Genomic DNA, 19167 nt, shown 5'->3' with positions numbered 1-19167 from the left:
CACCTCGTTATTCTCTGGCCGGAACTGCACTTTCACTCAAGATCTCTTCCAAAGTATAGTCTAAAACGCGTTCCTGCCCTGTTAAATTCACTTGAATTACACGCTCTAATAAATTTAAACCAATAACTTTTCCAGGACCATCAGGCGTTTTGATCGACTCACCTAAATCAGGTAATTCTGCCTTGGCTTCTTCATATTCATCATTCTCGTATTTTAAACAGCACATTAAGCGGCCGCACAAACCTGAAATTTTAGTAGGATTCAAGGAAAGATTCTGATCTTTAGCCATCTTAATAGAAACCGGCTCAAAATCTCCAAGGAATGTAGAGCAACAAAGCATCCGACCACAAGGTCCGATTCCCCCAAGCATTTTTGCTTCATCTCTCACTCCAATTTGTCTGAGCTCAATTCTTGTACGAAAGATGGAAGCTAAGTCCTTAACAAGGTCCCGGAAGTCCACCCTTCCGTCAGCCGTAAAGTAAAATATTACTTTGTTTCGGTCAAACGTATATTCCACATCTACTAATTTCATATCTAGTTGATGTTCTAGTACTTTATCGCAACAGACTTCAAAAGCCTGTTCTGCTGCTTGCTTATTTTCTTCCACATTCATTTGGTCTTTCTGGTCAGCCAAACGTACTACCTTTTTAAGTGGCAATACAACGTCATGTTCATTTACCTGTTTCTTATCAGTAACAGCTTTCCCATACTCGATACCCCGAGCTGTTTCCACAATGACGTAATCACTTTTACTTATTGGAAACTCTCCTGGGTCAAAATAATATATTTTACCGGCCTTTTTAAACCGGACACCTATCACATTATACAAAAGAAGGTCCCCCCTGCAAATTTAGCACAAGCTGTTCCATCAACAGCTGAGGATTCATATTTGCGTTTAATTTCCGTTTAGCTTCTAAAATGGCCGTCATTTGTTCAGACAGCCGTCTTGAAGAGATCTGTAAAGCATCCGTTTCAAATATGTTCCTTTGATCTGCATATACAAGTTGCTGATCTTTCCCCATTTGTATATAGAGCACGTCTTTATATATGAGTAATAAAAGATTTAATCCCATATCTATCTGAGCTTTTTCTTTAAAGTGAACAATCCATTCATCTTGAAGAGCGGTTAACGCGTATAACGGATTCTTTTTCAAGACTTCATATAATTTTAACACTATTTTTCTGGCTTGTGCAAACCAATCATCGTCATTTAGCTCTAATGCTTCCTGCAAATTATTTGTTATAGATGCTAAAAGTGGTGCCTTTACTGGGTGAACACCTGCTTTTTGAAGCTTTTCACTAAAGTAGACAGCAGGTAATGATTTAAAAGAAATCATTTGGCAACGAGATAATATCGTTGGTAATATTTGCTGTGGTTGTTCAGTTATTAAAATAGCTGTAGTTTCCGAATGCGGCTCTTCTAAAAATTTCAACAAACTATTAGCTGCTGAAATTGTCATCTTTTCTGCTTCTATGATTACATATAGCTTTTTCTTCGATTCTACGCCAGATTTACTAAATTCTGTACGTAATGATCGTATTTGATCTATTTTAATCGATAATCCATCTGGCTCAACTACATGGACATCTGGATGATTACCATTCTTAATTCGTTTACAGTTAATACAACTGCCACAAGGGAGGATGTTTTCTGGCCTTTCACAAAAAAGGCTCTCAGCCATTAGCGTGCTTACATCCCGCTTGCCTGTCCCCCGCTCTCCTTCAAATAAATATGCATGAGCAACGCGGTTTTTGTTTATACTGCTTCTCATCATTTTAGCTGCAAATGGCTGAGCTTGCTCAAATTCGCTCCAAGATATGGACACATGCATTCACTCGCTAACCTTTATAAATTAAGGAGCAATCCTTCAAGATAGACTCCATAGATTGCCTTCTTGATATAAAATTTATTTAGAAATCTATATATTTCCAGTATGCGTATTTTGAAATATTTTATTAAAACTGATGAAATTGCTCAATTGGAAGAACAAAAACAGTGGCGCCGCCCACCGCTACCTCTACTGGATAAGGGATATAAGAATCGGCGTTGCCACCCATAGGCGATACAGGTGCCATTAGTTGCTCACGCGTTTTACAATTTTCTCTTATTACTTGAAGTGCTTTAGCTACTCTTGCATCCTCGGTACCAATCATAAATGTCGTATTACCTGATTTAAGAAATCCACCAGTGGTAGCCAACTTTGTCGCTCTAAAATTATTATCAACTAATGCGCTCATTAATCTATTACTATCTTGATCCTGCACAACTGCCATAATTAATTTCATTTGTCAATCACCCCTCCATTTAGTTTCATCGTATACTTTTATATTTATTATATCAGCAATCCCTATATGATACATCGGAAATCAAATATTCATAAAAAAATATTTTATTTAAATTAACCCAGTCTAATTTGCCTTCTTAACAAGCAATTTTTCTATTATAGCCACTGTCTCTTCATATACCGTATGCAGAGATGCGCTTGCATCAATGGAAGTAATTCTTTCTGGAAATCTCTCTAATAGAATTTTATAGCCTTCTCTTACCTTGTGATGGAAGGTGACTTTTTCTAAATCTAAGCGATTAACCTCACGTCCCGTATGGGCTTCAATCCTCTTCAAACCAATTTCTGGTTCAATATCAAAGTATAATGTTTTATCAGGCATTAATTCCTGAATAGCAAATTGGTTGATTGAAAGTACTTCATCCATTCCCAATCCTCTTGCATGTCCTTGGTAAGCAAGTGAACTATCAATAAATCGATCACAAAGTACTATTGCTCCTTTTTTTAGAGCTGGAATTACCTTCTCCACTAAATGTTGACGCCTTGCAGCTGCATATAATAAAGCCTCTGTTCTTGCATCCATTGCTGTGTTTGCTGGATCTAGAATAACTTGTCTTATTTGTTCGGAAATTTGGATACCACCAGGTTCTCTCGTTAACACAACGTCGATTCCGCCATTTTCCATTTCCTTTGCCACTTTTTGAATAATTGTTGTTTTCCCTGCACCTTCAGGACCCTCAAACGTAATAAATAAACCTCGCATACTGCATCCTCCATTGTGTAAACTTCTAGTTTTAGTATACCATTGGCTACTTGAAGCTTAGTAGATAAAGACTTCCACCTTCTCTACTTTCAATAATTCTCCCCCACCTTGAAAATGAGTATTTGTTCGTATTAATTCTCTCAATTGTTCTATATGTTCAATAGTAATTATTTCACCTGGTAATAATAATGGTATGCCTGGCGGATAGGGAATGACCATTTTAGCCGCTATTCTTCCGACTGCTTTATTCATTGCTATTATCTCTGTCGTTTTATCTAACATTTCCTTATATGAAAAAAATAATGTGCTTATTTTTTTGTCTTTATTTATAGGAGAGCTGTTAATTGGACGAAGACTATTTGTTTTCTCCCAATGCATCATATTTATTTTTTTAGCTGCTTCTTCATACGGAAATTCCATATGCCTTTTTAAAAGAGGTAAGGTAAAAAGCACTTGAAAAGGATCTGCCATCTCAGGATAAATATGTTGATTCTCAAAAACTGTCTGCAATTCATAACCAGTTAAGTCTTCATGTGAGATCAGCATTTTTAGTGGATCCTGTCCCTCTTCAAGCGGATGAACATACAATTTAGGTTTGTTTACGAGTTCATTTAAGAAATTTTTTCTCTTTGCCAGCGTATATATAACATCTTCCTCTGAAAAATTGGCTAAATAGGCGCGTGCAATATCAAGCGAGGCCATAATTGGGTATGATGGACTACTCGATTGTAAAGCTGACAAATAGAATTCAACTTTCTCTTGAACTATGCGTTCACTGTTAACATGTAAGTAAGACCCCATTGTCATTGCAGGCAACATTTTATGAGCGGAGTGAACAACAATATCGGCACCTAATGTAAGAGCCGATGGTGGGAAGGGTCCTCCAAGCTGGAAGTGCGGCCCATGAGCTTCATCTATTAAAACAACCGAATCATGTAGATGTGCTATTTCAATAATCCTTTTAAGATTGTATGTTTTTCCGTAATAATCAGGATATGTAAATATGCATGCCTTTATATTAGGATACTGTTCAAATGCTTGCTTTACATACGTTGGGTTTACTTTTGAAGTCAACGATAAATCACTTTGTATTTCCGGGGTAATAAAGATCGGCTTCACATTGGCCATCATAAGACCGTTTAATATAGATTTATGACAATTACGTTGAACTAAAACGGCATCTCCTTCCTTACAACACGCCAAAATCATTGCTAGATTACCTACCGTGCTGCCATTAACGAGAAAATAACTTTTTTTTGTTCTATATACATTAGACAAAAGTTGCTGGGCTTCGAAAATTGCTTCGTCAGGTTCATGCAAATCATCGAGCCCTGATAGCTCCGTTACGTCAAATTCCATAAAGTTGGTAAAGGCCTCGTCTAATCCATTAAGTAATATTCCACTTTTATGACCAGGAACATGAAATGAAATGGTCTTTTTCATTTTATGTTCCATTAACTTATTAAAGAGTGGTATTTGATTTTGATCCATGATTTTAACCCTCTCTATCAATAACCATTGAAACGATAATATCATATTTATGTATAACATTCTTGTTTAACCTGTATGCATTATAAAAACCAGGCTGCTTAAGTGGCCTGGTTTATGACATGATTTTCGATTCTGTAACAACTTTTAATTGATTGATAAAATACTTGTATGTTGGATCGGTTGGATCTGTATTAATCATAGCTTTCTCGCAATCTGTACAAATAAAAGATGTATAAAGATGAATACCATATTTCTGCGCTTCATCGCACACGATGCATTTCTCCATAACCCCACCTCCATACATAATATTTTACCCAATCCTCTTAGTTGTATACACAATTGCTAACATTAACTAAATACATGTTCACAATCATCATATGCTAATGATTCCTTCGCCGTGTTTGTCTGCAATATATTTATCATGGTTATAGATAACTTTTAAGGTTCCAGACCTTAATTAAATTTACATTCTCTTTTTCCATACTTGATTATATTCTATTAAGTTAGCAGTGATGCAGTTTAGTTAATAAAGGAGATACACCTGTAAATACACTTCCACATTTATTAATTAAAAAAGTAAAAACATCCGCTTCTTGATAGCGGATGTTTATATTATCCATAATTGAATCACAGTTAGTGCGGCAACTCCTGGCAAGCCTAGGAAACCAGAAACAACAGAAGTAATCAAATTAATTGGGACGAAGATGCCAAATTGATTTCCAACGGCATTCAAAAAAAATAAGAATATGGCACCTATCATCACTTTCATAATAGCTTGACCAGTCCATTTCAGTGCTTTCCCTGGCATGCTCACCAATAGAAAGAACATAATCAAACCACATATCCCTAAAATAATTATTATTGGCTCCAAGCACTATCCCTCCCGTAACTGTTTGACCTCTCATTCTAGTGTATGAAAGGTTTGTCCGAAAAGAACAGAGTTAGATACTCACATTATTTTTTCATAGAAATCTTTCTAATTTTTGCTTCACGGAATAGAAAAAAATACTTTGCCTGCGCAAGTAACGTTCCACAACGTAGATCTTCACTTTGTTCATAGCTTAAGTTCTCTAAATGCCTTTGACGAAGCCAATCTTCCCTTGTCATTTCCATTACATCTATTAATTTCTGATCATATTCTTTACGAAGCTTCTTTTTACGAAACAAACAATGCACCCCTTCGTAATTATAATTCTCTTCTACCTTCCATTGCTTTAGAGAGGGTGACTTCATCCGCGTATTCAAGGTCTCCTCCAACTGGCAAACCGTGAGCAATCCGAGTAACTGTAATCCCAGATGGCTTCAAGAGCCTACTGATGTACATCGCCGTTGCTTCACCTTCAATATTTGGATTTGTTGCCAAAATTACTTCTTGGACAGTATCATCCTGTAGTCTTTTTAATAAATCAGGAATATTAATATCCTCCGGTCCAATTCCCTCCATTGGGGAAATGGAGCCATGTAATACATGGTATAGCCCATTATATTCCTTCATCTTTTCCATTGCTATCACATCTTTAGGTTCTTGAACAACACAAATCACTGTACGATTCCGCCGCTCATCTTTACAAATATAGCAGGGGTCTTGATCTGTAATATGTCCGCAAACAGAACAAAATCCAAGGTCACGCTTTGCATTTACGAGCGCCTTTGCAAACTCAAGCACCGTATCTTCTTTCATATTAAGAACGAAAAAAGCCAGGCGGGCAGCAGTTTTTGGCCCGATTCCCGGCAATTTCATAAAGCTATCAATCAGCTTTGATATTGGTTCTGGATAATGCATATTTAAAACCTCCTACATTCCAGGAAGGTTGATTCCTTTAGTGAATTGCCCCATCGTTTGGCTTGTTAGGTCTTCTGCTTGTTTCAACGCATCATTTGTAGCAGCCAGCACAAGGTCTTGAAGCATTTCAATATCTTCTGGATCAACTACTTCTTCTTTAATGTTAACTTCTAATATTTCTTTATGGCCTGATACTACAACTGTTACCATACCGCCGCCAGCTGTTCCTTCGATTCGCTTCTCTCCAAGCTCTTCTTGAGCCTCCGCCATTTTCTTCTGCATCTTTTGCATCTGTTTCATCATACCTTGCATATTTCCCATTCCACGCATAATTTCCGTACCTCCATTTAAATTTAATTTTTTATTTCAATCAAATCAGCACCAACTAGTTTCATTGCTTCTGCAATTAGTGGATCTTCATTCTCTTCTTCTCCATGATCTCCATTTTCTGTTTGCGTTTGTAAAAATTCTTCCCTAATCTCAGACCATTGCTCTTCGGGAACACCAACAAAACGATATTCCTTTCCCGACATTTCCTTTAAAAACTCTGATATTGTTTCAATGAGCTTATGATTCTCCACTGCCATTTGACAATGAATTTCATACTTGAATTTTAACACAAATGCATCCGGAGAAGCAGCTGCTGGCTCTGCATCATTTAAAAGAGCAGACTGAGAACGCATTTGTCTACTATTCAACATGTCAAGAAGATCTCCCCAGCGACTTTTGATGGTATTTAAATCTTCTCTGGTTGCTTCCTTCAATACCTCTTTAATCATTCTAGTATTTGCACGGTATTTCATCGTTGAACGAGCTGGTTTTTTAGACGGCTGGCTTTTTGCTACCTCTTCGCCAGTTGGTCTATTTTTCTTCAATGAAGATATTTCTTTTTCAAGTATATCAATTTTAGCGAACAACTCCTGTACGCTTGAATCATTTGCAACACTTGCTTTATTCTCCATTTGGCAAAGTTTTACCAAACACACTTCTAAATAAATTCGAGCATGATTAGAAAATCTCATTTCTTGCTGAGTTTTGTTCAGTATATCAATGTATTCGTATATCTGTTCAGGCAGAATCACTTTTGATAGTGTTGTAAATTCCTCATCAAGCATTGCACGTTCCAATGACTCTTCTAGATTGGGAGCTGTTTTGTATAAAAGCATGTCACGAAAATACAAAATCAAGTCTTCAACAAAACGGGCCGGATCTTTACCTTGACGCATTAACTCTTCAAGCGCCTCTAATGCTTTTGGGATATCCTTTTCATACATCGCTTGTCCCAATTGATTTAAGTAACTTTGCGCAACTGAACCAGTGACAGCTAAGGCGTCTTCCACTGTTACGCCATTTTCACTAAATGAAACAGCTTGATCAAGTAGACTCAGTGCATCCCTCATTCCACCTTCAGCGGCTCTGGCAATAACATGAAGCGCCTTTTCATCAAATTGAAGACCTGATTCTGTGGCAATGTGAGTCATCCGCCCGACAATATCTTGCGCTGTAATTCGTTTAAAATCAAAACGCTGACAACGAGATATGATTGTCAAAGGAATTTTATGTGGCTCCGTTGTAGCTAAAATAAAAATGACATGCTGTGGCGGCTCTTCTAAAGTTTTCAGTAATGCGTTAAAAGCACTAATGGAGAGCATATGCACTTCATCAATAATATATACTTTGTAAGGTACTGAGTTGGGAGCGAAGTTTACCTTATCAAGCACATCCCGCATTTCCTCTACTCTACTATTAGAAGCAGCGTCAAATTCAATCACATCTTGATTAGATCCATCCATAATGCCTAAACATGCTGCACATTCATTACAAGGTTCAGATATAGGCATCTTTTCGCAATTTACCGCTTTGGCCAAAATTTTGGCTGCGCTCGTTTTCCCTGTTCCACGCGGTCCAGAAAATAAATAGGCATGGGATGTCTTTTGCTGGAGGAGAGCATTTTGCAATGTTCTTGTTACATGTTCTTGACCTACAACGTCTGCAAATGATTGTGGACGCCATACTCTATATAATGCTTGATAGCTCATATTCTCCTCCTCCATTTTTCTTTACCCGAAATATTATTCACTCCCTCCATTATACCTTATTAAAGCCGATTATTTCAAAATGAAGCTGACTTTTTATGTAACAAGTTATTCTGCGGATTTTCACACATAAATAGGAACCCCAGAAGCTGCTATTCTATAAGGTGAAACAATACATATAAGACAGATTGTTCTATTCACCATTTGGCCGTACTATATATGGATTTCCATCTCTCGTCAATTTCATTGTAATTTCTACTTCATTCACTATTTATCGGGATATTTCTACAATTTTCTTCTACAATATTTCCCGGGGAATTGTCTTTCGAAAAAATATAAAGCTTTATTACAAAATCCCTTTTTTTATCTATCCTCTATCATCCCCATATACTTGTTATTTACTTAATAATGAGGATTGTACTTCATGCAAAAAACCCATCCGAGTTGGATGGGTTTATATCATAAATTAAATACCGTGCACCTTCCTTCGACTGTGCTCCACAAGCGTTACTTAAGCAGTTAGCTCGACTCAGGCTACCCTGCGGCACATGAGAGGTTCCACTTAATGCTGCTTCCTTCCGGACCTGACATGGTTCATGGATTCCCATTGCGCAAGACCCGAGTGTCAACACCACTTACTTAAGGCAGACCTTACAGAACATCAGCCTCTAGAAGGGATTCAACCCCGCTGGAGCGGATTGCGGGTTACAAGGCTCCGCTATTTCCCCATCTAGCACGGTATCTCTGATTATACTCCTTTTTATTAAATAAATCAATGGTTGGACTCATGAGGTTAAATTAATTTCTTACAAGGTCCTGAAAATCAATTGTGTTCGGAAATGAACAAATTTCAGGATTCTTACTACGACAAGTCAACATCAATCCGCTTTGTAGTTCTAATTTCCGACTCCTTCAATTTTCTTCGTTTCTTTTCTTCACGTATACGGCGAAAGAAATTACTTAATAAATCTCCACATTCCCTTTCAAGCACTCCTGTTTTCACTTCACTCTGATGATTGAAACGATGATCCGTAAGTAAATTCATTAATGTACCTGCACAGCCTCCCTTTGAATCTGGAGCTCCGTAAACCACTTTTTTAACTCTCGATAAAAGAATAGCTCCACTACACATCGGACATGGCTCTAGCGTCACATACAGCTCTGCATCTTCAAGTCTCCACGTACCTAGTTTTTTACACGCCCTATCTATGGCTAAAAGCTCTGCATGCGCTATAGCATTTTGCTCTGTTTCTCGAAGATTATATGCGCTGGAAATAACCTCACCATTAAGAACAACAATAGCTCCGATTGGAACTTCATTAATTTTCTCAGCTTTTTTAGCCTCATCTATAGCAAGTCGCATATAATATTCATCGTTTTGATGCGTCATAATTAGTCTCCTTATTTAGGATTTCATCTTACTATATTATCAATAATTTATCTTTTTTTCCTTAGATGCGTCTAACCAAATAATTTGGTTCATACACTAGTGTCAGCTATTCATTGGTTAAGGAGGAATCACATGCAAATTCATATTGTCGAACCCACTCAGACATTGAGTTCCATTGCGGCCCGCTATAGCGTCACTCCAGATGTGATTGCAGATGCTAATGAGCTGCCTAATCCCAATCAGTTGGTCGTTGGGCAAGCTCTTGTCATCCCCATAATAGGTAGCTTTTACTGGGTGGAGAGTGGGGATAGCTTCTGGTCCATTGGTATAAAATTCGGTGTTCCATATCAGGAGCTCGCCCGTATAAATGGTATAACTATCAATCAACCGCTCATGATTGGTATGCGGCTCTATATTCCCCCTAGGCAAAAGTCAGATCGTGAATTTAATGCTTATGTTGAACCTTTTGGAGGAACAGTCTCAGAAGCCCTTGAATTAAGTGCTCGTAAAGCCGCTCCTTATTTAACTTATCTATCTCCATTTGCATACTTGGCCAAGCGAGATGGCTCACTTTCCGCACCCCCACTGAATAATTTTCCCGCCATTGCCCAGTCCAATAATAATTTACTCGTTATGGTGGTGGCTAATCAAGAAAGCGGGCAATTCAGTACAGAACTCGTTCATGTTCTTCTTACGGATAACCAAGTACAGAATACGTTTTTGACAAATATTATTAACGAAGCAAAACGAGTTGGCTTTGGCGATGTCCATTTTGACTTGGAACGTATTCTTCCAACTGATCGTGAAGCTTATAACCAATTTTTACGGGTTGCCCGCGATCGTTTGCATGCTGAAGGCTTAATGATTTCTACCGCATTAGCTCCAAAAACCAGTGCGACACAAACAGGAGAATGGTATGAAGGTCATGATTACAAAGCACATGGTGAAATCGTCGATTATACAGTGATAATGACATATGAATGGGGATATAGCGGCGGCCCAGCGATGGCAGTCTCACCAATCGGACCTGTCCGTAATGTACTTGAATATGCATTATCTGAAATACCTGCAAACAAAATTTTGATGGGGCAAAATTTGTACGGATATGACTGGACGCTTCCATTCGTTCAAGGTACAACTGCAAAAGCTATCAGCCCTCAACAAGCTATTCAAATTGCAGTTACCAACCAAGTCGCTATTCAATATGACGAAACATCTCAAGCGCCATTTTTCAATTACACGGACAACGATGGAAAAAAACATGAAGTATGGTTCGAAGATGCTAGATCGATTCAGGCCAAATTTGATCTTGTGAAAGAATTAAACCTACGTGGGGTCAGCTATTGGAAACTTGGTCTCTCTTTTCCACAAAACTGGCTGCTAATTACTGATAACTTTCACATAGTAAAAAAATAGTATAGAGGAATATGAAGTAAAGCACACAATAAAACCCGCTGCAAAGATGCAGCGGGTTTGTTATTCTCCAATATTTATGCGCTATGTTAATGGAGGAGGTAGAGGGATTCGAACCCCCGCGGGATTTGACTCCCCTGTCGGTTTTCAAGACCGATCCCTTCAGCCAGACTTGGGTATACCTCCGTGGCAACAAAAATAATAATAGCAGTATTTTAAATAGATGTCAACACTTTAAAATGGCTCATAAATTATTTTTTTATGAGCCATTTTAAATTAATTAATTATCTCTTTATTTCTCATATATGGACGTAATACTTCTGGAATTTCTACTGTACCATCTTCTTGTTGGTAATTTTCCAAAATAGCAGCTACCGTTCTACCAATAGCCAAACCTGAGCCATTTAAAGTATGAAGATGTTGTGGTTTTGCCTTAGGTTCTGGGCGGAAGCGAATATTAGCACGTCTCGCTTGATAATCTTCGAAGTTTGAACATGAAGATATTTCTCGATATGTTCCATAGCTCGGGATCCATACTTCAATATCATATTTTTTAGCTGCAGTGAAGCCAAGATCAGCTGTACACATACTCATGACGCGATACGGTAATTGAAGTAGCTTCAATACTTTTTCAGCCTGACCTGTTAGAATCTCTAATTGAGCATAGGAATCTTCTGGCTTAACAAATTTCACTAATTCAACCTTATTAAATTGATGCTGACGTATCAATCCACGTGTATCACGCCCAGCAGAACCCGCTTCAGAACGGAAACAGGCACTGTATGCCGCATAATTAATTGGAAGTTGTGCCGCATCTAAAATTTCATCACGGTGATAATTTGTAACAGGAACTTCTGCAGTCGGTATCAAAAAGTAATCTTCTTCTTCAATTAAGAAAGCATCTTCCTCAAATTTTGGCAACTGGCCTGTTCCAGTCATGCTTGTTCTATTTACCATATATGGTGGGATCATTTCTTCGTAACCATGTTCCTCCACATGGAGATCTAACATAAAGCTAATCAGAGCCCGTTCTAAGCGCGCACCTAATCCTTTATAAAATACAAAGCGACTACCAGTTACTTTAGCAGCTCTTTCAAAATCTACAATTCCAAGATTACTTGCTATATCCCAATGTGGCTTTGGTTCAAAGTCAAATTGGCGAACCTCTCCCCAATTTCTAATCTCCACATTATCATCCTCTGTTTCACCGATAGGTACACTTTCATGAGGAATATTTGGAATAGATAATAGCAATTGTTCAAGCTCTTCTTCAACTTTCCGAATTTCATTATCCAACCCTTTAATTTCATCGCCTACTGCACGCATTTCCACAATTAATTGATCGGCGTTTTCTTTATTCTTTTTCATTTCAGCAATTTGCTGTGAAACCTCGTTGCGCTTGCTTTTTAGTTGTTCCGCCTTTACAATCGCTTCCCGTCTCCGTTGATCTAATTCACCGAATTTATCCAGATCAGTTAGATCTTCTCCACGATGTTGCAACTTATTCTTTATTTCTTCAAAATTTCCACGCAAAAGCTTTATATCAAGCATGATAATCCTCCTTACATATTGTTAAAATTATTTTACACAAAACAAAAACTCCCATCCCCAAAAGGGACGAGAGTTACCCGCGTTGCCACCCAAATTGAAAGCATTGTGCTTTCCTCTTAATAAGATAACGGCTTTGAACCGAAAATGCTTACAGGCCTATGGCTTTCGGCATCTTACTCAAGGATGGATTCACAGGAAGCGCCGTCGATTCACACCCGCCATCGACTCTCTGAAGACTGCATATCTGTTACTATTTCCTCTCAACATGTTAGCTCTTATAAATTTGCTCATACTATACTATATAGTATAGCTAATTGCAAATTTTTTATCTGTATATCCTACATTGTTCCAAATGTCCCAACTGCATTTTTCACATCTGGCGGGCACTTTGCGTTTTTCTAATCATTTCAATAAAGTAATTTGTCAAACTATGATCATCAGTTAATTCTGGATGGAATGAGCAGGCAAGTAATGAACCTTCTTTTACTGCAACAATTCTACCATCATACTTTGCTAATACTTCCACATTTTCACCAGCTTCAGTAATATGAGGAGCTCTTATAAACACAGCAGTCATTGAATTAGTTAATCCAGCAATTGCTATATCAGCTTCAAAACTATCGCGCTGGCGACCAAATGAGTTGCGTTCTACAACGACATCCATTAATCCTAAATGAACTTCATCGGTTCCATTTATTTTCTTAGCAAGCAATATTAAACCCGCACACGTTCCAAATATCGGCTTCCCACTTTGTGCAAATGCCTGAATTGGCTCCACAAAGTGATACTGATCAAGTAGTCTTCGCATCGTCGTACTTTCTCCACCTGGAAGAATTAGCCCATCTAGATCAACAAGTTGTTCTACATTTTTTATGATAACTGCCTGTACTCCGCATTCTTCAACAGCTTGTACATGCTCTTGTATTGCCCCTTGAAGCCCTAGTATACCAACCTTGAGTAAATCTTTCACTTTACCACCCGCGCTCTTGCATCCGCTGTTCTGGCGCTAGTGTAGAGATTTCAAGCCCCTTCATTGGTGTGCCCAGTCCTTTTGAAAGTTCTGCAATTTTTGCATAATCTTGATAATGCGTAGTCGCTTCTACAATTGCACGAGCAAATTTCTCAGGATTCTCTGATTTAAAAATACCAGATCCAACAAACACACCATCAGCACCTAGTTGCATCATTAACGCAGCGTCAGCCGGCGTCGCTACACCGCCCGCTGCAAAGTTAACAACTGGCAAACGACCTGTTCGTTTAATTTCCAATAAAAGTTCATATGGTGCACCAAGTAGTTTAGCTTCTGTCATTAATTCATCTTCATTCATATAAGAAACTTTGCGTACTTGTGCATTTACTTTTCTAATATGTCTAACAGCCTCAACAATATTTCCAGTTCCCGGCTCACCTTTTGTTCTAAGCATAGAAGCACCTTCACCGATTCTTCGAGTTGCTTCTCCTAGATCACGGCAACCACAAACAAATGGTACTGTGTATTCTTTTTTATTTAAATGGAACTCTTCATCAGCAGGAGTTAATACTTCACTCTCATCTATATAATCAACACCCATTGCTTCTAACACACGAGCTTCTACAATATGACCAATGCGGGCTTTCGCCATTACTGGAATAGAAACAGCTGCCATTACTTCCTCTACAATAGTTGGATCAGCCATTCTTGCTACACCGCCTGCAGCTCGAATATCAGAAGGAACACGCTCTAGCGCCATGACCGCTACAGCTCCAGCCTCTTCTGCTAATTTTGCTTGCTCTGCGTTAATAACATCCATGATTACGCCGCCTTTTTGCATTTCTGCCATGCCGCGTTTTACTCGATCTGTTCCAGTTCTCATTTCCAGTCGCCCCTTTAAAGTTAAATGATGCTTTTTTTTCTGTCTTATTTAAACTATCGGAATAATACGATACCATTTAGTAAACTATAAAAATCCCCCCCTGTCAATACAGGGAGGGATAAGAAATTTACAAGTCCTTATCCAGCCACAAAAGATATGTATAAAATATCTTTGGGCAAAAAACGACTCATTAAACAAAATTCCAAAGCGACACTTATAGTTCTTTTAGAACCAGCCTTTGACCATATCCGTTACACTTCCCCAAACATCAGAGAAAAAGCTGCCTACACCACGCATCATGAGGACAAACCAATTTGCCTTTTCTACTTTCTCAGTTGTTACAACTTTTACTGTTTGAGTATAGTCCTTCTCTAGGAAGCCAAAGTCTTCATTTCCTTCTTGGACTGCCCCAAGAGTACCTATTTGTTCACCCTTCTTTAGGGGAGCTGTTAACATTCCATCTTTGTTCATTTTCTTTTTATCAATTGTAAATACAGGCTTAAATGACTTTTCATCTCCATTTTTAATGAGCATTTTTAACGGTTCGTCCGTATGAATTTTGACTGATTTTTCTTTACCCTTTGTCACAGGTAAGGATTTATGTCCTTTTATTTCATAGCCCTTAGGAAATATTTCTTTCATTGAAAAATTAGTAAAAGCATAATCCATCAATTTTTTTGTTTCGCCAAATCTTCCTTTATCACTGCTATTGCCATCTGAATCCTTCGCATTCATTACAACAGTAATGACCCGCATTCCATCTCGCATAGCTGTTCCCGTAAAGCTGCGTCCAGCAAAATCGGTGGTACCAGTCTTTAATCCATCAACACCTGGATATTCATAATCTAGTCCAGGTAGCATTTTGTTCCAGTTAGTCATTTCGCCAATCAAATCACGAAATTTCATTGTTGGTACACTAGATGTTTCCAGAACTTCCGGATAGTCTTTCATCAATTGAGCAGCAAGTTTGGCCGTTGACCGGGCAGACATGACGCTCTCATCCTCTGGTCCTGTCCCTTCAGGATGCTGACCATTTAAACTTTGATTATTCAATCCAGTTGAATTAACAAAATTATAATTATCTAATCCTAGTTCTTTTGCCTTTTCATTCATCATCTTCACAAACTTTGTTTCTGAACCAGCAATCGCCTCTGCAATGGCAATAGTTGCCCCATTTGCGGAGTAGATTGCTAATGCTTCGTATAATTCCCTTATTGTGTATGGCTTTCCAACTTCAAGCCCTACATTCGATAATGCTGTATCTTTAGAAACTTGATGAACATACTCACTTATTATCTGTTCTTGGTCCCATGTAATTTTCTTTTCCTTAATAGCCTCGAACATGAGATACTCTGTCATCATTTTCGTCATTGACGCAATACCCAGCGCCGTATCTTCATTTTTTGCATATAAAATTTTACCCGTACTTGCTTCTACTACAATAGCTGCATCAGCATTTATATTTAAAGAATCCTTGGCATAGGTACGATCAGGTATTTGAATCAAACTTAATAGCATCAATATTGCTATAGATAAAGAAACTAGCACTTTTGGTGATTTTTTCACATGTAAACCCTCCAACATTATATGTACACTTTTGCATTTTATCATAGTTATGAATGATTGAGTAGGTGACAAACGTAATAATTAAGCACAAAAAAAGGCAGAAACCCATGAACGTATGTGTACATGGTCCTGCCCAGCCAATCTCCCCGCATTATGAAAGAGAGTAGTTCGGCGCTTCCTTCGTAATTTGAACATCATGAGGGTGACTTTCGCGTAATCCAGCTCCTGTCATCTTAATAAATTGTGCATTTTCACGGAAATATTGTAAATCAGCGGCGCCACAGTAACCCATACCCGCACGCAGTCCACCTATTAGTTGATAAAGTGTATCTGCTAAAGGACCTTTATATGGCAAACGACCTTCGATTCCTTCTGGCACAAATTTCTTCGCATCCTCTTGGAAATAGCGATCCTTAGAGCCTTTTTCCATTGCACCTTCAGAACCCATTCCACGATACACCTTAAAACGGCGTCCTTGAAAGATTTCAGTTTCTCCTGGGCTTTCAGATGTACCAGCTAACAGACTACCAAGCATCACTGCATGTCCACCTGCTGCAAGCGCCTTTACGATATCACCAGAATATTTAATGCCGCCATCTGCAATGATGGCTTTCCCTAATTTTCTTGCTTCTGTAGCACAGTCATAGACAGCAGTAATTTGTGGGACACCGACACCAGCAACCACTCTAGTTGTACAAATAGATCCTGGCCCAATACCAACCTTCACTACATCTGCACCAGCTTCAATCAATGCTCGTGTAGCTTCCGCTGTAGCTACGTTACCAGCAATAATATTTAAATTCGGATATTGATCCCTAATTTCTCTTATAGTCGTTAATACACCTGCTGAGTGACCATGAGCGGTATCAATAACAATCACGTCTACTTGAGATTTCACTAACAATTCGACACGTTTCATCGTATCTCCCGTTACTCCAACTGCGGCTCCAACAAGTAAGCGTCCTTGTTGATCTTTTGCAGACCGAGGAAACTCAATTACCTTCTCAATATCTTTGATCGTAATTAAACCTTTTAATACGCCATTTTCATCAATTAATGGCAACTTTTCAATTCGATGCTGTTGTAAGATTTTCTCTGCTTCAGCAAGCGTCGTTCCAACTGATGCTGTTACCAAGTTCTCTTTCGTCATTACATCTGTAATTAATAGAGAGTAATCTTGAATAAAACGCATATCACGATTCGTAATAATACCTACAAGGATTTTATCCTCAATGTTATTCACAATTGGAACACCAGAAATGCGGTATTTCCCCATTAGATGTTCAGCGTCATAAACTTTATGCTCCGGAGTTAAAAAGAATGGGTCTGTAATAACACCACTCTCCGAGCGTTTTACCTTATCAACCTTTTCGGCTTGTTGTTCTATACTCATGTTTTTGTGGATAATGCCTAACCCGCCCTGCCTAGCCATAGAAATAGCCATTTTAGACTCTGTTACAGTATCCATCCCTGCACTAATGATAGGGATATTCAACTTGAGCGTTTTTGTTAGCTCCAAACTTAAATCCACTTCTTTTGGTAAAACATCTGATTTAGCTGGTATTAATAGTACATCATCAAAGGTTAAGCCCTCTTTTACAAACTTAGAATCCCACATTTATTCTTCCTCCTGCCCGAAAATATTATTAGTAGGTTATCAATTGGTTAAAATACTGTCAAGGATATGTAGTTAAGTTCCATTTTTCAAATAACTTGGAGGTGGTAATAATTGTATAGAAAAGACCCAATATGGAAGCAGTTTATTTACTTTCATTCAGCAGAAACTTCCCAAAAATACTTGAATAATTGTTATCAAAAACTAACATTGGAAGATCCATCATTAAAAAGCTATGAAAATTCTTATCCCTTTATTTACTACTTAGAACAAGGTAAAAATTTCTATAAACAGGCAAACATCTCTCCTTTGTCCATTAAACCAGTATTGCTCTTTTATGGATTAGTACATTTGATTAAGGCATGTTTGCTCACTGTCGACCCTTTTTATCCAAGTACAACTTCCGTGCTTGCTCACGGTGTTTCAGCTAGAAAAAGAAAAAAGCGTCATTACCAATTTTACCATGATGAAGTAAAAGTACAGAAGTTTGGCCTGTGCACTCACTTTTCAGAACAAATGTTTCACGTGAAACATTTAGAAGGAGAAAAATTTATTATGCAAGATTTATTCTCCTTAATTGCTGAGCTAGATGATGCCTTCATTTTTATTAAAAATAGTACTAACATGATTTTCCTTGAAAAAGGTAAATCCAATCTTTGGCATATCCCTGACAAAGTGCATGAATCATATTTTATGGATAAAAGTAGATTACGGCAATATTTAGAAACAAAACACCAAGGGCCTATTACTTGGCTCGATAAGATCGACAATACAATTAGCTTTGATAGCAATGTGTCTCTCGAACCACCTTTTAGATATCATCTTTTTAAACAAAAGCCCTGTTTGCCTGTATCACTGCAATCCTTTACCCATCTTCATGACTTAATCATTCATTACCTGCTTCTGTATAACTTAAGCATGATATCGCGCTATGAAACAGAATGGTGGTTCGAATTACTAAAAACTACGCCGAATACGGATTTTCCTTTCATTGAAACATTTCTAACAATCACAGAGGAAAAAGGACCGTATCTGATTCTCGAATATCTCACCTCTAAAGGGAATAAAATAAATTAATCTATATTTTATTTTTGCTCGGAGAATATAAAAAAATAACACGACTAGGTGAATCACCTTATCGTGTTATTTTATGTGCCCGGCAATGTCCTGCTCTTGCAGGGGGAGAACCCCCAACTACCATCGGCGCTGAAGAGCTTAACTGCCGTGTTCGAGATGGGAACGGGTGTGACCTCTTCGCAATCATCACCAGACATACACAATTATGTGTTGGTCTTACTTACATTAGTATACATTCTTTGAATAAACTTTTCAAGTAAATATTCTTTTAAAAGCAAAAAACATCTTCAATTAGAATTTAAAATGAAGGAAATGGTTTTATATATTGCACATTAATACATATT

19 protein-coding genes, 1 tRNA gene, 1 rRNA gene, 1 other RNA gene and 1 other annotated feature are annotated in these 19167 nt (G+C 38.0%); of the genes, 2 read left to right on the top strand and 20 right to left on the bottom strand.

The features are described 5' to 3' along the window. Window positions 1-7: 7 nt before the first annotated feature. The 13 genes from BLE01S_RS18875 to tadA all read right to left on the bottom strand — a co-directional run bounded on the left by BLE01S_RS18875 (window position 8) and on the right by tadA (window position 9748). Window positions 8-829, bottom strand: a complete 822-nt coding sequence (locus BLE01S_RS18875; RefSeq protein WP_066146129.1) for a PSP1 domain-containing protein — start codon at window positions 827-829, stop codon at window positions 8-10. Next, window positions 822-1826: a DNA polymerase III subunit delta' gene (holB, locus tag BLE01S_RS18870; protein WP_218011617.1), complete on the bottom strand. Its 1005-nt coding sequence runs from the start codon at window positions 1824-1826 to the stop codon at window positions 822-824. Before holB ends, BLE01S_RS18875 begins: the two co-directional genes overlap by 8 nt. A 130-nt stretch (window positions 1827-1956) precedes the next feature. Next, window positions 1957-2286, bottom strand: a complete 330-nt coding sequence (darA, locus tag BLE01S_RS18865) for a cyclic di-AMP receptor DarA (protein ID WP_066146124.1) — start codon at window positions 2284-2286, stop codon at window positions 1957-1959. Between the two features lie 123 nt (window positions 2287-2409). Further along, window positions 2410-3048, bottom strand: a complete 639-nt coding sequence (gene tmk, locus BLE01S_RS18860; protein WP_066146120.1) for a dTMP kinase — start codon at window positions 3046-3048, stop codon at window positions 2410-2412. Between the two features lie 57 nt (window positions 3049-3105). Then, entirely contained in the window at window positions 3106-4539 is a 1434-nt protein-coding gene (locus BLE01S_RS18855) for an aminotransferase class I/II-fold pyridoxal phosphate-dependent enzyme (RefSeq protein WP_066146117.1), read from the bottom strand. A 112-nt stretch (window positions 4540-4651) separates the two neighbouring features. Next, the gene (locus tag BLE01S_RS18850; protein ID WP_082788828.1) at window positions 4652-4825 is read right to left on the bottom strand and encodes a sigma factor G inhibitor Gin; all 174 of its coding nucleotides are present in this window, start codon (window positions 4823-4825) and stop codon (window positions 4652-4654) included. 321 nt (window positions 4826-5146) lie between these two features. Continuing rightward, window positions 5147-5410: a pro-sigmaK processing inhibitor BofA family protein gene (locus BLE01S_RS18845; RefSeq protein ID WP_066146111.1), complete on the bottom strand. Its 264-nt coding sequence runs from the start codon at window positions 5408-5410 to the stop codon at window positions 5147-5149. A gap of 83 nt (window positions 5411-5493) precedes the next feature. After that, a complete protein-coding gene (locus BLE01S_RS21220) occupies window positions 5494-5706 on the bottom strand; it encodes a YaaL family protein (RefSeq protein WP_066146108.1) in 213 nt (70 codons plus the stop codon). A 19-nt stretch (window positions 5707-5725) separates the two neighbouring features. After that, window positions 5726-6322: a recombination mediator RecR gene (recR, locus tag BLE01S_RS18835; RefSeq protein ID WP_066146105.1), complete on the bottom strand. Its 597-nt coding sequence runs from the start codon at window positions 6320-6322 to the stop codon at window positions 5726-5728. Between the two features lie 12 nt (window positions 6323-6334). Next, window positions 6335-6652 carry a YbaB/EbfC family nucleoid-associated protein gene (locus BLE01S_RS18830; RefSeq protein WP_066146102.1) on the bottom strand — a complete coding sequence of 106 codons (318 nt, stop codon included), beginning with the start codon at window positions 6650-6652 and terminating at the stop codon, window positions 6335-6337. Window positions 6653-6675: 23 nt separating this feature from the next. Beyond that, on the bottom strand, window positions 6676-8361 hold the full coding sequence (dnaX, locus tag BLE01S_RS18825) for a DNA polymerase III subunit gamma/tau (RefSeq protein WP_066146099.1): 1686 nt from the start codon (window positions 8359-8361) through the stop codon (window positions 6676-6678). Window positions 8362-8831: 470 nt separating this feature from the next. Continuing rightward, window positions 8832-9097, bottom strand: an RNA gene (gene ffs, locus BLE01S_RS18820) — signal recognition particle sRNA large type. Between the two features lie 123 nt (window positions 9098-9220). Beyond that, window positions 9221-9748 carry a tRNA adenosine(34) deaminase TadA gene (tadA, locus tag BLE01S_RS18815; protein ID WP_066146096.1) on the bottom strand — a complete coding sequence of 176 codons (528 nt, stop codon included), beginning with the start codon at window positions 9746-9748 and terminating at the stop codon, window positions 9221-9223. Between the two features lie 132 nt (window positions 9749-9880). On the opposite strand from tadA, the gene BLE01S_RS18810 reads away from it, so the two are divergent. Next, entirely contained in the window at window positions 9881-11164 is a 1284-nt protein-coding gene (locus BLE01S_RS18810) for a glycosyl hydrolase family 18 protein (RefSeq protein ID WP_066146093.1), read from the top strand. Between the two features lie 90 nt (window positions 11165-11254). Here BLE01S_RS18810 and BLE01S_RS18805 read toward each other — a convergent pair. From BLE01S_RS18805 to guaB, 6 genes are all read right to left on the bottom strand, one after another. After that, window positions 11255-11347: transfer RNA gene (locus tag BLE01S_RS18805), tRNA-Ser, on the bottom strand. A gap of 90 nt (window positions 11348-11437) precedes the next feature. Beyond that, window positions 11438-12712, bottom strand: a complete 1275-nt coding sequence (gene serS / locus BLE01S_RS18800; protein ID WP_066146090.1) for a serine--tRNA ligase — start codon at window positions 12710-12712, stop codon at window positions 11438-11440. A 59-nt stretch (window positions 12713-12771) separates the two neighbouring features. Next, window positions 12772-12985: a binding site (T-box leader), on the bottom strand. Between the two features lie 97 nt (window positions 12986-13082). Next, a complete protein-coding gene (gene pdxT / locus BLE01S_RS18795) occupies window positions 13083-13682 on the bottom strand; it encodes a pyridoxal 5'-phosphate synthase glutaminase subunit PdxT (RefSeq protein ID WP_066146087.1) in 600 nt (199 codons plus the stop codon). 1 nt (window position 13683) lies between these two features. After that, window positions 13684-14565, bottom strand: coding sequence for a pyridoxal 5'-phosphate synthase lyase subunit PdxS (gene pdxS, locus BLE01S_RS18790; protein ID WP_066146084.1), 882 nt, complete (start codon window positions 14563-14565; stop codon window positions 13684-13686). A gap of 225 nt (window positions 14566-14790) precedes the next feature. Beyond that, on the bottom strand, window positions 14791-16149 hold the full coding sequence (locus tag BLE01S_RS18785; RefSeq protein WP_082788826.1) for a D-alanyl-D-alanine carboxypeptidase family protein: 1359 nt from the start codon (window positions 16147-16149) through the stop codon (window positions 14791-14793). 133 nt (window positions 16150-16282) lie between these two features. Further along, window positions 16283-17749 carry an IMP dehydrogenase gene (guaB, locus tag BLE01S_RS18780; protein WP_066146077.1) on the bottom strand — a complete coding sequence of 489 codons (1467 nt, stop codon included), beginning with the start codon at window positions 17747-17749 and terminating at the stop codon, window positions 16283-16285. A 111-nt stretch (window positions 17750-17860) separates the two neighbouring features. On the opposite strand from guaB, the gene BLE01S_RS18775 reads away from it, so the two are divergent. Then, complete coding sequence (locus tag BLE01S_RS18775) at window positions 17861-18823, top strand: YaaC family protein (protein WP_066146073.1); 963 nt, start codon at window positions 17861-17863, stop codon at window positions 18821-18823. Window positions 18824-18900: 77 nt separating this feature from the next. Here the strand turns inward: BLE01S_RS18775 and rrf are convergent. Continuing rightward, window positions 18901-19017: ribosomal RNA gene (gene rrf / locus BLE01S_RS18770) — 5S ribosomal RNA — on the bottom strand. Between the last annotated feature and the right edge of the window lie 150 nt (window positions 19018-19167).

The sequence above is a fragment of the Lederbergia lenta NBRC 16444 genome (genome assembly GCF_001591545.1).
GTDB classification, from domain to species: domain Bacteria; phylum Bacillota; class Bacilli; order Bacillales; family Bacillaceae_C; genus Lederbergia; species Lederbergia lenta.
Note: the sequence above shows the minus strand (reverse complement) of the source record. Positions and strands in the feature narration are given on the sequence as shown.